12 protein-coding genes are annotated in these 12,340 nt (G+C 73.1%); 6 read left to right on the forward strand and 6 right to left on the reverse strand.

Annotated features, from left to right (window positions below; translation table 11 throughout):
- Window positions 1-4 precede the first annotated feature (4 nt).
- The gene (locus JYK17_RS19685; RefSeq protein ID WP_108013643.1) at window positions 5-733 is read right to left on the reverse strand and encodes a ZIP family metal transporter; all 729 of its coding nucleotides are present in this window, start codon (window positions 731-733) and stop codon (window positions 5-7) included.
- Between the two features lie 95 nt (window positions 734-828).
- Here JYK17_RS19685 and cobM point away from each other — a divergent pair, with 95 nt between their 5' ends.
- The 6 genes from cobM to cobC are packed head-to-tail and all read left to right on the forward strand — an operon-like array spanning window position 829 to window position 7,134.
- Entirely contained in the window at window positions 829-1,647 is an 819-nt protein-coding gene (gene cobM, locus JYK17_RS19690) for a precorrin-4 C(11)-methyltransferase (protein WP_222810895.1), read from the forward strand.
- Complete coding sequence (cbiE, locus tag JYK17_RS19695; protein WP_222810896.1) at window positions 1,644-2,882, forward strand: precorrin-6y C5,15-methyltransferase (decarboxylating) subunit CbiE; 1,239 nt, start codon at window positions 1,644-1,646, stop codon at window positions 2,880-2,882. The genes cobM and cbiE overlap by 4 nt, the downstream gene beginning before the upstream one ends.
- Complete coding sequence (gene cobJ, locus JYK17_RS19700) at window positions 2,879-4,570, forward strand: precorrin-3B C(17)-methyltransferase (RefSeq protein ID WP_222810897.1); 1,692 nt, start codon at window positions 2,879-2,881, stop codon at window positions 4,568-4,570. Before cbiE ends, cobJ begins: the two co-directional genes overlap by 4 nt.
- A complete protein-coding gene (locus JYK17_RS19705) occupies window positions 4,567-5,157 on the forward strand; it encodes a precorrin-8X methylmutase (protein ID WP_108013639.1) in 591 nt (196 codons plus the stop codon). Before cobJ ends, JYK17_RS19705 begins: the two co-directional genes overlap by 4 nt.
- A complete protein-coding gene (locus JYK17_RS19710; RefSeq protein WP_222810898.1) occupies window positions 5,154-6,077 on the forward strand; it encodes a sirohydrochlorin chelatase in 924 nt (307 codons plus the stop codon). The genes JYK17_RS19705 and JYK17_RS19710 overlap by 4 nt, the downstream gene beginning before the upstream one ends.
- Window positions 6,067-7,134, forward strand: a complete 1,068-nt coding sequence (gene cobC / locus JYK17_RS19715) for an Rv2231c family histidinol phosphate aminotransferase CobC (protein WP_128803426.1) — start codon at window positions 6,067-6,069, stop codon at window positions 7,132-7,134. Before JYK17_RS19710 ends, cobC begins: the two co-directional genes overlap by 11 nt.
- Window positions 7,135-7,466: 332 nt before the next feature.
- On the opposite strand, the gene JYK17_RS19720 is transcribed toward cobC, so the two are convergent.
- The 5 genes from JYK17_RS19720 to JYK17_RS19740 form a co-directional block, all read right to left on the reverse strand.
- Window positions 7,467-8,366 carry an SCO1860 family LAETG-anchored protein gene (locus tag JYK17_RS19720; RefSeq protein ID WP_164932279.1) on the reverse strand — a complete coding sequence of 300 codons (900 nt, stop codon included), beginning with the start codon at window positions 8,364-8,366 and terminating at the stop codon, window positions 7,467-7,469.
- A 233-nt stretch (window positions 8,367-8,599) separates the two neighbouring features.
- Window positions 8,600-9,691, reverse strand: a complete 1,092-nt coding sequence (locus tag JYK17_RS19725; protein ID WP_222810899.1) for an amidohydrolase family protein — start codon at window positions 9,689-9,691, stop codon at window positions 8,600-8,602.
- A 41-nt stretch (window positions 9,692-9,732) separates the two neighbouring features.
- Window positions 9,733-10,542, reverse strand: a complete 810-nt coding sequence (locus JYK17_RS19730) for an amino acid ABC transporter ATP-binding protein (RefSeq protein ID WP_128803424.1) — start codon at window positions 10,540-10,542, stop codon at window positions 9,733-9,735.
- Window positions 10,539-11,372, reverse strand: a complete 834-nt coding sequence (locus JYK17_RS19735) for an amino acid ABC transporter permease (RefSeq protein ID WP_128803423.1) — start codon at window positions 11,370-11,372, stop codon at window positions 10,539-10,541. The genes JYK17_RS19730 and JYK17_RS19735 overlap by 4 nt, the downstream gene beginning before the upstream one ends.
- Window positions 11,369-12,217: a transporter substrate-binding domain-containing protein gene (locus JYK17_RS19740; protein ID WP_222810900.1), complete on the reverse strand. Its 849-nt coding sequence runs from the start codon at window positions 12,215-12,217 to the stop codon at window positions 11,369-11,371. The genes JYK17_RS19735 and JYK17_RS19740 overlap by 4 nt, the downstream gene beginning before the upstream one ends.
- Window positions 12,218-12,340 lie beyond the last annotated feature (123 nt).

Raw genomic sequence — 12,340 nt, forward strand, 5'->3', positions numbered from 1 at the left:
GCGCTCAGGCGGCGAGGCCCACCACGAGCCAGATGAACAGCGCGCCCGCGATCGTGCACAGCAGGGTCGAGCGGGCGGGGTGCTCGTGGTGTGCCTCGGGCAGGATCTCGGCGGCGGCGAGGTAGAGCAGTACGCCGCCGAACAGGCCGAGATAGCCGCCGAGCAGGCCCTCCGGGATGGTGACGAACGCGGTCGAGGCGGCGCCCACGACCGGTGCCACCGCGTCCGCGAAGAGCATGGTCAGCGCTCTGCGCCGGGCGTTCCCGTACAGGCTCGTGATCGTGTACGTGTTGAAGCCGTCCGCGAAGTCGTGGGCGACGACCGCCAGTGCGACCGCGGCGCCCATGCCGCCGCCGACCTGGAAGGCCGCGCCGATCGCCACGCCGTCCATCGCGCTGTGGCCGACCATCGCCGCGGCGGCCGTGAGGCCCACCTCGGGCGCCCGGCCGTTGCTCTCCTCGCCGCCGTGCGCGGCCTGCCGTGCGGCCAGCAGGCGTTCCACCAGATGGGCCAGGAGGAATCCGGCCACGAACAGCAGCAGGGCCGCGGGCACGCCGAAGACCTCGCCGTCGGCCGCCTTGAGCGCCTCCGGGAGCAGGTCCAGGCCGACGACCCCCAGCATCAGCCCGCCGGCCAGGCCCAGGACCAGATGGCGGCGGTCGGTCACACGCTGTGCCGTCCAGCCGCCGGCCAGCGTCATCAGGAACGCGCCGAGCGCGACGAAGACCGCCATGGGGCCTTGTTATCCGATCAACGGCCGTTCGCGCACATCGGGCGGGCGTACCGGCACCACCCGTAACACCTTTTGTCCAGAGAGGACCGATTTTCATGGCCGATGCCCCCACCGGCAAGGTGACCTTCGTCGGTGCCGGCCCCGGCGCCGCCGACCTGCTGACGTTCCGGGCCGCGCGCGCCATCGCCGAGGCCGACGTGGTGATCTGGGCCGCGAGCCTGGTGCAGGCGGAGGTCCTCGAGCACGCGCGCGAGGACGCGGAGATCCTCGACTCGGCGACGATGTCGCTGGAGGACGTGGTCGCCGTCTACGAGCGGGCCCGCGCCGAGGGCCTGCGGGTGGCCCGGGTGCACTCCGGCGATCCCGCCCTGTGGGGCGGCACGCAGGAGCAGCTGGACCGGTGCGCGCGGCTCGGGGTGGAGACGGAGGTCGTTCCCGGTGTCTCCGCCTTCTCGGCCGTCGCCGCCCTCGCACAGCGCGAGCTGACCATCCCGGAGGTGGCGCAGTCGGTCGTGCTCACCCGGCTCGGCGGCGGCAAGACGCCGATGCCTCCCGGGGAGGAGGTGCGCGAGTTCGCCCGGCACGGCACCACCATGGCGATCTTCCTGTCGGCGGCGCGCAGCGGGCAGTTGGTGCGGGAGCTGCTGGAGGGCGGCTATCCGACGTCCACGCCGGTCGTCGTGGCGTACCAGGCGACCTGGCCGGAGGAGCTGCTCGTGCGGTGCACGATCGGGACGCTGGAGGAGACGGTCAAGGAGCACAAGCTCTGGAAGCACACCCTCTTCCTGGTCGGCCCGGCGCTGGGCGCCGAGGGCACCCGCTCGCACCTGTACCACCCGGGCCACTTCCACGGCTACCGCAAGGCGGACCCCGAGGCCCGGCGGGCGCTGCGCGAGCGGGGGGCGAGTACGTGATCACGGTCCTCGGCACGGGGACGGGCGCGCCGGTCCCCGTGGACGCGGTGGCGGACGCCGAGCTCGTCGTGGGCGGGCGCCGGCATCTGGACGCCGTACGGCTGCCCGAGTCCGCCGAGCGGATCGTGCTCGGGCCGCTGGCGCCCGCCCTGGACGCCATCGGGGAGTACGTCGCCAAGGAGCGGCGGGTGGTGGTGCTGGCCTCCGGTGACCCGGGGTTCTTCGGGATCGTGCGGGCGCTGGCCGAGCGCTTCGGTGCGCGGCATCTCGACGTACGGCCGGGTGTCCCCTCCGTCGCCGCCGCGTTCGCGCGGCTGGGGCTGGTCTGGGACGACGCGGTCGTGGTCAGCGCGCACGGGCGGGATCCGCGGACCGCCGTCAACGTGTGCCGCGCGCACCCCAAGGTCGCCGTGCTCACAGGGCCTGGCGCCGGTCCGGCGGAGCTGGGCGCCGCGCTCGCCCGCACCGCACCCGGACGGGTCCTCGTCGTCGCCTCCGCACTGGGCTCGGGGCGGGAGCGCGTGGAGCGGGTCTCCCCCGCCGAGGCCGCGGGCCGCGACTGGGGTACGGCGGTGAACGTCGTCCTGTGCCTGGACGAGACCCGCGTACTGGGCCCCGTCCGCACGCTCACGGGACCCGTCCGGCCCGCCGGATGGGCGCTGGACGAGGCCGACTTCGCGCATCGCGACTCGATGATCACCAAGTTCGAGGTACGGGCCCTGGCGCTGGCCCGGCTCGGACCGCGCCCCGGCGACCTGGTCTGGGACGTCGGCTCCGGCTCGGGGTCCGTGGCCGTGGAGTGCGCACGGCTGGGCGCCGCCGTCAGCGCGGTCGAGAAGGCCGCCGACGGGGTGGAGCGGATCCAGGCCAACGCCGGTGCGCACGGCGTCGACGTGCATGTGGTGCACGGCGAGGCCCCGGCCGCGCTGTACGGACTCGACGAACCCGACGCGGTGTTCGTCGGGGGCGGCGGGCGCGAACTGCCCGAAATCGTCGGCACATGCGCCCGGCGGGCCCGGCGCACGGTCGTGGTCGCCCTGGCGGCCCTGGACCGGGTGCCCGCGGTGCGTACGGCGCTCACCGGTGCCGGGTTCGGCTGCGACGGGGTGCTGCTGCAGTCGTCACGGCTCGCGCCGCTGCCCGGGGACGTGACCCGGCTTTCGGCCACCAATCCGGTTTTCCTGCTGTGGGGCGTACGGCCCCACGCCTTCGCTGACAAGGGAGTTGCTCTGTGATCGGCCTCATTTCCGCCACCGCGGCGGGGGCGGCGGCACGCGACCGGCTGGCAGCGGCATGGCCGGACCGCACGCGCGTGTACGAGGGCCTGGCGGGGGACGCCGTACGGGCCGCGTTCGCGGAGTGCGAGCAGCTCGTGTGCTTCCTGGCGACCGGCGCGGTCGTACGGCTCGTGGCGCCGCTGCTGGGCGACAAGGCGTCCGACCCGGGTGTGGTGTGCGTCGACGAGGGCGGGCGGTTCGCCGTGTCGCTGGTCGGCGGGCACGGCGGCGGCGCCAATGAACTCGCCGTGGAAGTGGGCGAGTTGCTGGGTGCCCAGCCCGTGGTGACCACCGCGACGGATGCCGTGGGACTTGCCGGTCTGGACACGCTGGGGCTGCCCGTGGAGGGCGACGTCGCCGGGGTGACCCGGGCCCTGCTGGACGGTGAGCCGGTCGCGCTGGACGCCGAGGTGCCGTGGCCGCTGCCGCCGCTGCCGTTCGCCGCGCAGGGCGCGCACACCGTCCGGCTGACCGACCGGGCGGGCCATGCGGCGGGCGGCGAGGTGCTGCTGCGTCCGCCGTCCCTCGTCGTCGGCGTCGGCGCCTCCCGGGGCGTCCCCACGGATGAGGTGCTGGAACTGGTCGAGGCCGCCCTGAAGGACGCGGGCCTGTCCCCGCGGAGCGTCGCCGCCCTCGCCACCGTGGACGCCAAGCGCGACGAGCCCGGCATCGTGGCGGCGGCGGCGCGGCTCGGGGTGCCCGTACTGACGTATCCGGCCGAGGAGTTGGCGAAGGTCGAGGTGCCCAATCCGTCCGGTGCCCCGCTGGCCGCCGTGGGCACCCCGTCGGTCGCCGAGGCCGCCGCGCTCGCCCGCGGCGGTGAACTCCTCGTCCCCAAGCGGAAGTCGGCGCGCGCGGACGGCCATGCCTCGATGGCGACCTGTGCCGTCGTACGGCGTCCGGCGCGCGGGCGGCTCGCGGTGGTCGGGCTCGGACCCGGCGCCCGCGACCTGCTCACCCCGCGCGCCAGGGCCGAACTGCGGCGCGCCTCCGTGCTCGTGGGCCTCGACCAGTACGTCGACCAGATCCGCGATCTGCTGCGGCCCGGCACCCGGATCCTCGCGTCGGGGCTAGGCGCCGAGGAGGAGCGGGCGCGCACGGCGGTGGCCGAGGCCCGGCGCGGACAGGCCGTCGCGCTGATCGGCAGCGGGGACGCCGGCGTGTACGCCATGGCCTCCCCCGCGCTCGCCGAGGCCTCCGACGACATCGACGTGATCGGGGTGCCCGGCGTCACCGCCGCGCTCGCGGCCGGGGCGATTTTGGGCGCACCCCTCGGCCACGATCATGTGTCCATCAGCCTCTCCGACCTGCACACCCCCTGGGAGGTCATCGAGCGGCGGGTGCGGGCGGCGGCCGAGGCGGACCTCGTGGTCACCTTCTACAACCCGCGCTCCCGGGGCCGGGACTGGCAGCTGCCGAAGGCGCTCGCGATCCTCGCCGGGCACCGGGAGCCGGCGACGCCCGTCGGGGTCGTACGCAATGCCTCGCGGCCGGACGAGGCCGCCCGGGTGACGACGCTGGCCTCGCTGGACCCGGCGACCGTCGACATGATGACGGTCGTGACCGTCGGCAACACGGCGACGCGTGAGATCGCGGGGCGCATGGTGACGCCGCGCGGGTACCGCTGGCAGGAGGGTGCCAGGTGAACCGTGTGGTCCACCCCATCGAGGAGGAGTCGTACCGGCGGCTGCGCGCCCGCCTGGACACCTCGCATCTGCCGCCGCTCACGCGCGCGGTGGTGGAGCGGGTCATCCACTCCGCCGCCGACCTCGACTACGCGAGCGATCTCGTCATGGACGAGGGCGAGTTGGAGGCCGCGCACGCCGCGCTGCACGGCGGGGCGCCCGTGGTCGTCGACGTCGAGATGGTCGGCGCGGGCATCACCCGGCGCGAGACCGTCTGCCGCCTCGGGGACGCCGTGGCCGAACCGGGTCTGACCCGCTCCGCGCACGCCATACGGCTGGCCCACGAACAGGTCGGCCCGGGCGCCCTGTGGGTGATCGGCAACGCGCCGACCGCCCTGGAGGAACTGCTCACCCTGGACGCGGACCCGGCGCTCGTCATCGGGCTGCCCGTCGGCTTCGTCGGCGCGGTCGAGTCCAAGGCGGCACTGCGCGCGAGCGGACTGCCCGCCGTCAGCAACGTGTCCGAGAAGGGCGGGTCGGCGGTCGCCGCCGCCGCCCTCAACGCCCTGCTGTACCACCCCGTTTCACACCCCGAGGAGCCATCGTGACCACCCCGCCGCCCGCCCTGCTCATCGCCGGTCACGGCACCCGGGACGACGCCGGGGCCGAGGCGTTCCGCGACTTCGTACGGCAGTTGGCGCAGCGCCACCTCCAACTGCCCGTCGCGGGCGGCTTCATCGAGCTGTCCCCGCCACCGCTGGGCGACGCGGTCGCCGAGCTGGTGGAGCGGGGGGTGCGGCGGTTCGCCGCCGTGCCGCTGATGCTGGTCTCCGCCGGGCACGCCAAGGGCGACATCCCGGCGGCGCTGTCCCGCGAGAAGGAACGGCACCAGGGGATCTCGTACACCTACGGGCGTCCGCTGGGCCCGCACCCCTCGCTGCTGTCGGTCCTGGAGCGGCGCCTGGACGAGGCGCTGGGCGGCACCGCGCGTACCCCCGAGGAGCGTGCCGAGGTGACCGTGCTGCTGGTCGGCCGGGGCTCCACCGACCCGGACGCAAACGCCGAGGTTCACAAGGCGGCCCGGCTGCTGTGGGAGGGGCGCGGATACGCGGGCGTGGAGACGGCGTTCGTGTCGCTGGCGGCGCCGGACGTGCCGAGCGGCCTGGACCGGTGCGCGAAGCTGGGCGCTCGGCGGATCGTCGTGCTGCCGTACTTCCTGTTCACCGGCGTCCTGCCGGACCGGGTACGCCGGCAGACCGAGGAGTGGGCGGCCGCACACCCGCAGACCGAGGTGCGCTCCGCCGAAGTCATCGGTCCCGAGCCGGAGTTGCTGGATCTGGTGATGGAGCGCTACGAGGAGGCGGTGAAGGGCGATCTGCGGATGAACTGCGACTCGTGCGTGTACCGCATCGCGCTGCCGGGCTTCGAGGACAAGGTCGGTCTGCCGCAGCAGCCGCACTTCCATCCGGACGACGACGGCCACCATCACCACGGGCACCACCACGGCGGGCACGCCCATGCACACTGAGCGCGGGCACGATCTGCGTCACCACGGGGACGCGGAGGTGCGCGACGACGGTTCGGCGCTCGTCGACCTCGCCGTGAACGTGCGCACGGGCACCCCTCCGGTGTGGCTGCGCGAGCGCCTGGCCGGTGCGCTGGGCTCGCTCGCGGCCTACCCGGACGGGCGGGCCGCACGGGCGGCCGTCGCGGCGCGGCACGGGCTGCCGGTGGAGCGGGTGCTGCTGACGGCGGGCGCGGCCGAGGCGTTCGTACTGCTCGCGCGGGCCCTGAAGGTGCGCAGACCGGTCGTGGTGCACCCGCAGTTCACGGAGCCGGAGGCGGCGCTGCGGGACGCGGGGCATTCGGTGGACCGGGTGCTGCTGCGCGAGGAGGACGGCTTCCGCCTCGATGCGGCGCTGGTCCCCGAGGACGCGGACCTGGTGGTGATCGGCAACCCGACCAACCCCACGTCCGTCCTCCACCCGGCCGACTCGATCGCCGAACTCGCCCGTCCCGGGCGGACGTTGGTGGTCGACGAGGCGTTCATGGACGCGGTGCCCGGCGAGCGCGAGGCGCTCGCCGGGCGCACGGACGTGCCGGGTCTGGTGGTCCTGCGCAGCCTGACCAAGACCTGGGGACTCGCCGGACTGCGGATCGGCTACGTCCTCGCCGCGCCCGCGACGATCGCCTGCCTGGAGCGCGCCCAGCCCCTCTGGCCCGTCTCCACGCCCGCCCTGGCGGCGGCCGAGGCCTGCATGGAGCCGCAGGCCCTGGCCGAGGCCGCACACGCGGCCCACCGCATCGCCACGGACCGCGCCCATCTGCTCGCCGGCCTCAGCGAGTTCGCCACGGACGGACTGCGACTGGTGGAGCCGGCCGAGGGCCCCTTCGTCCTCGTACGACTCCCCCACGCAGCCGCCGTCCGCCGCCACCTACGCGACCTGGGCTTCGCAGTCCGCCGCGGCGACACGTTCCCGGGCCTCGACGACGAATGGCTACGCCTGGCGGTACGGGACCGGACAACCGTCAACTCATTCCTCCAGGCACTGGACCGGGCCCTGACCCTGACGTCGCACGACTGAACTGCGGTGCGGCGCCAGGGCGTTGTCCGGGGGGAACGCCTGCCGGGGCCGCGCGGCCCTCCCCGCGCGCCCCGACTCGCCGCGCCGCACCTCGGCGCCACCGAGCCAGTGCGCGGCGCCAATTCGCTGCCGCGGCTGGTGCGCGGGAACGGCGGTGCGACGCCAGGGCGTTGTCCGGGAAAGCGCCTGCCGGGGCCGCGCGGCCCGTCCCCGCGTGCCCCGACTCGGCGCGCCGCACCTTGGCGCCACGGAATCCGTGCACGGCGCCAATCGCTGCCGCGGCTGGCGCGCGGGACCGCGCGACCGTCAACTCGCCCGCCGGGGCCCTCGGTTCAGTTGCGGCCGCGGCGGGCCAGTGCCACCGCTCCGCCGCCCGCCAGGACCAGTGCGATCGCGCCGCCCGCGATGTACGGCGTCATGGAGTTGCCGCCCGTCTCGGCGAGTCCCGATTCGGCGCCCTGGGCCTTGGTGTCACCGGGGTCCGTGGTCGGCGCCGAGGACTGCTCGGCGGCGGCCGGGGCCTCACAGGTCGCCCTGGCCAGGGTCACCTCGCCCTCGACGTCGGCGACGTTGAGCTTCAACGGGTTGACGGAGACCTTGAGTTGGAGCGCGGTGGCGGCCGCCGTACGGGAGGTGGTCTCCTTCTTCGACAGGTCGAGTCGGACCTCGCCGACGCCGGGCACCTTGACGTCCGTCGTGCCGCCGGGCGTCAGGGTGACCTTCTTGCCGAGGACGGTCACCGAGCCGAGCAGGTTCGACTCGGCGACGGGCGTCTTCCCGGCCGCGCAGGTCGCCCGGGAGGTGACCTTCTCGATCTCGACGAGCGACAGCAGCGGCAGTCCGGGGACGTGCAGGCGGGCATGGACGAGGTTGGTGCGGCCCTCGGCGCGACCGGAGGTGACGGTCGCCCTCGCCGAAGCCGCCTGCGCGGAAAGCACGTTGAAGGGCTTGCCGCCGTCGACGCCGTCCAGCGTGGCGGACAGCGCCGTCTTCTCGGCACTCCGTGGCGCCTCGACCTGGTTGAGCGAGACCGCGAGCGGGACGTTCACGGTCTTGTTGAGCAGGGACACGTCGAGCCCGGTGCGCAGGACCACGGCGCCGGCGTGGCCCTGGTCGCCGGTCGCGTGCGCGGTGCCCGCGCCCGCAAGGGCCACGGGTCCTGCGGCGAGGGCCGTGGCCGTCGCGACGGTGGCGAGACGGCGTGCGGGCAGGCGGAATTTCTTGCCGTTCAAGGTGGGGACCCCTCGGAGAAGACGTGCTCGGGACCCGCCAAGAATTACGCACCAGGAGTGAACTGGCGGCATTCCGGCGCCACTTCACCCCATCGTGCGTTCTCCGTGAACATTTTCGAATCGCGCGGCACAAGCGTTCCACTCTTTCACCGCCGCACCGCCTCCTGCGGGTGTACGACGGCCGCCGCTCCGGCGCACCGGACGGCGCACGCCGCGTCAACCCGCCGTGCGGGCTAGCCGACGAGTTGCCCGTTGACCACTACCCGCCGGGGTGCGGCGAGTACACGTACATCGACCCGAGGATCCTCCTCGTAGACGACGAGATCGGCGGGCGCCCCCTCGTCGAGTCCCGGCCGGCCGAGCCACTCGCGCGCGCCCCAGGCCGTCGCCGACAGCGCCTCGACGGGCGGGATGCCCGCGGTGACCAGCTCCGCGACCTCGCCCGCCACGAGCCCGTGGCCGAGGTGGCCGCCCGCGTCGGTGCCGACGTACACCGGGATCCCGGCGTCGTAGGCGTTGCGCACGGTGTCGTAGCGGCGCTCGTACAGCCGGCGCATGTGGGCCGCCCACTGCGGGAACTTGTCCGCGCCGCCGTCCGCGAGCTGCGGGAAGGTGGCGATGTTGACGAGGGTCGGGACGATCGCGACGCCGCGCGAGGCGAACAGCGGGATCAGCTCGTCGGTGAGGCCGGTCGCGTGCTCGATGCAGTCGATGCCCGCCTCGACCAGGTCCCGCAGCGAGTTCTCGGCGAAGCAGTGCGCGGTGACCCGGGCGCCGAGCCGGTGGGCCTCGGCGATGGCCGCCTCGACGGCGCCGCGCGGCCAGCTCGGGGACAGGTCCCCGAGGTCGCGGTCGATCCAGTCGCCGACCAGCTTGACCCAGCCGTCGCCGCGGCGGGCCTCCTGGGCGACGTAGGCGACCAGGTCCTCCGGCTCGATCTCCCAGGCGTAGCCGCGGATGTAGCGGCGGGTGCGGGCGATGTGCCGGCCGGCCCTGATGATCTTCGGGAGGTCCTCGCGGTCGTCGATCCAGCGGGTGTCCGAGGGCGAACCGGCGTCCCGCAGCAGCAGCGCGCCCGCGTCCCGGTCGGTCAGCGCCTGCTTCTCGGCCACGTCCTGCTCGACCGGGCCGTGGGGGCCGAGCCCGACGTGGCAGTGGGCGTCGACGAGGCCGGGCAGGGCCCAGCCCTCGACGGTACGGACGTCCCGGGCGCCGGCGGGGCGGTCGTAGGAGATCCGGCCGCCGACCACCCACAGCTCGTCCCGGACGTCGTCCGGTCCGGCCAGGACCCGGCCCTTCACGTGCAGCACCGCGCGATCACTCATGCCAGCACCCTAATGACCGGGCCGGGGCCGCCCCAGTCGCCCTAGTCGCTCTTGGCCGGCTGCTCCGGTGTCCCCTCCTCCACCTCGGCCATCGCCGGGTCGAGCAGGCGGGAGAGGAAGTGGCGGGTGCGTTCGTGGGCGGGGTTGCCGATGACCTGGGCGGGGTCGCCCTGCTCGACGATCACCCCGCCGTCCATGAAGACGACCCGGTCGGCGACCTCGCGGGCGAAGGTCATCTCGTGGGTGACGACCATCATGGTCATCCCCTCGTCGGCGAGCATGCGCATCACCGCGAGCACGTCCCCGACCAGCTCCGGGTCGAGCGCCGACGTCGGCTCGTCGAACAGCATCACCTCGGGCCCCATCGACAGCGACCGCGCGATCGCCACGCGCTGCTGCTGGCCGCCGGAGAGGGAGGCGGGATAGGCGTCCGCCTTCTCCGACAGGCCCACCCGCGCCAGGTTCTCGGCCGCCACCCGCGCGGCCTCGGCCTTGTCCCGTCCGAGCACCCGGCGCTGCGGCAGCGTGAGGTTGCGGGTGACGGTGAGGTGCGGGAAGAGGTTGAACTGCTGGAAGACCATGCCGATTCGGCGCCGTACGGCGTCGATGTCCACGTCGGGGTCGGTGAGTTCGGTGCCGCCGACGAAGACCTGCCCCTTGGTCGGCTCCTCCAGGAGGTTCACGCACCGCAGCAGCGTCGACTTGCCGGAGCCGGACGGTCCGATGACGCACACGACCTCGCCCCGGCCGATCTCCAGGTCGATGCCGCGCAGCACCTCGTTGTCGCCGAACGACTTGTGGAGGCCGCGTACTTCGATCTCCGCACCCGCCGCGGGTGGCGTCTCGCTCATTTCACGGCCTCCTGGGCCTTCGCCTCCATGCGGCGCACGACGAAGCCGAGCGGGATGGTCACCAGCAGGTAGCACAGCCCGGCGACCAGGATCGGCGTGGAGTTGGCGGTCGTACTGGCCAGGTCGCGGCCGTACTTGGACAGTTCGCGCTCCTCCAGGGTGACGCCGAGGAACAGCACCAGCGAGGAGTCCTTGAAGAGCAGGACGAGTTCGTTGGTCAGCGGCGGGAGGATGATGCGGAACGCCTGCGGGATGACGATCGAGATCATGGCGCGGGCGGGCGAGAACCCGAGCGAACGGGCCGCCTCCAGCTGCCCCTTGGGCACCGCCTGGATGCCCGCGCGGATCGTCTCGGCCATGTAGGCGGCGGCGACCAGACCGAGCGCGAGGGCGACCTTGCCGTAGGTGCCGCCGACGATCTCCGTGCCGGGGAAGGCGAGCGGCACCGCGACGCCGATGAAGATGAAGATCAGCAGGGCGGGCAGGCCGCGGAAGATCTCGATGTAGATGCCGGCGAGCCAGCGGTAGGGACCCACCGAGGACAGCCGCATCAGCGCGATCACCATGCCGAGCACCAGTCCGACGACGAAGCCGGACAGCGTGTACAGCACGGTGTTCTTCAGCGCCAGCGTGATCACGTCGGGGAACATCTGCTTGGCGATGCTCCACTGCGCGAACTGGTTCTTCAGCCGACCCCAGTCCGCCGAGACCGCGAAGGCGATCACGGCGGCGACGAAGACGACGTACTGCGCGCCGCGGGACAGGGTGCGCTTCTGGGTGCGGGTCAGGCCCTTCTTGCGGGGCTGGAGTCGTACGTCGGATGCCGTCATGAGGCGGAGGGGGAGGCCGCGGCCGCGTTGTAGGGGCCGATCCACTTCTCGTACAGCTTCTTGTACGTGCCGTCGGCCTTGGCGTCCTTGATCGCCTTGTTGATGGCGGCGAGGAGCTTGGTGTTGCCCTTCTTCACCGTGAAGCCGTACTGCTCACCGGTGTTGATCTGGCCGGCCACCTTGTAGGCGGCGTTGGCCTTGTCCTTCAGCCAGCCCTGGACCACCGGGTAGTCGATGACGACGGCCTTGACCTGGCCGGTGCGCAGGCCGTTGAGGACGGCGTCGGAGGACTCGAAGGAGACCGGGTCGAAGCCCTGCTTCTTCGCGTAGTCCTCGCCGGTGGTCTGTGCCTGGGCGCCGAGCTTGACCTTCTTGGCCTTGGCGTCGGCGAGCGAGGTGATGCCGCTGTTCTTGCCGACCATCAGGGCCTGGGTGGCGTCGAAGTACGGGTCGGAGAAGTCGACGTTCTTCTTGCGCTCGGCGGTGATGGTCATGCCGGCCGCGGCCAGGTCGCACTCGCCGGAGTTGAGGAACGCGCCGGTCTTGAAGTTCTCGAAGGGCGTGTCGAGGATCTGCTGCTTGACGCCGAGGTTCTTGGCGACGAGGTCGATCATCGACACGTCGAAGCCCTGCACCTTGCCGTTGATCTCCGACTGGAACGGCGGGTAGGGCAGGTGGGTGCAGGTGGTGAGCTGTCCGGCCTTGACGAGTTCGACCCCGCCGGCGGCCGTCTTGCTGCCGCTGCCGCCGTTGTCGCTGGATGTACAGGCGGCTACGAGCACCAGCCCGGCCGTCGCGGTGATGGCGGCCAGAATGCGGGTCCGGCGCCCGGAGGGGGTCTTCACGGGTGGCCTCCTGAGGGGGAACTGTGAGTTCCGATTATAAGGAGAGGTTTGGGTCTCTCAAACCAAACCGATGGTTGTGAGGGTGTCCGGCCTACGAAGTCTCAAGTGGTGGGCATGTGGTGG

This window comes from Streptomyces plumbidurans (assembly GCF_019857225.1).
Classification (GTDB): domain Bacteria; phylum Actinomycetota; class Actinomycetes; order Streptomycetales; family Streptomycetaceae; genus Streptomyces; species Streptomyces plumbidurans.

What these genes read in the sequence shown, in the direction of transcription:
- JYK17_RS19685 (WP_108013643.1), bottom strand. Translation starts at nt 733, where the DNA reads ATGGCGGTCTTCGTCGCGCTCGGCGCGTTCCTGATGACGCTGGCCGGC.
- cobM (WP_222810895.1), top strand. Translation starts at nt 829, where the DNA reads ATGGCCGATGCCCCCACCGGCAAGGTGACCTTCGTCGGTGCCGGCCCC.
- cobC (WP_128803426.1), top strand. Translation starts at nt 6,067, where the DNA reads ATGCACACTGAGCGCGGGCACGATCTGCGTCACCACGGGGACGCGGAG.
- JYK17_RS19725 (WP_222810899.1), bottom strand. Translation starts at nt 9,691, where the DNA reads ATGAGTGATCGCGCGGTGCTGCACGTGAAGGGCCGGGTCCTGGCCGGA.
- JYK17_RS19730 (WP_128803424.1), bottom strand. Translation starts at nt 10,542, where the DNA reads ATGAGCGAGACGCCACCCGCGGCGGGTGCGGAGATCGAAGTACGCGGC.
- JYK17_RS19735 (WP_128803423.1), bottom strand. Translation starts at nt 11,372, where the DNA reads ATGACGGCATCCGACGTACGACTCCAGCCCCGCAAGAAGGGCCTGACC.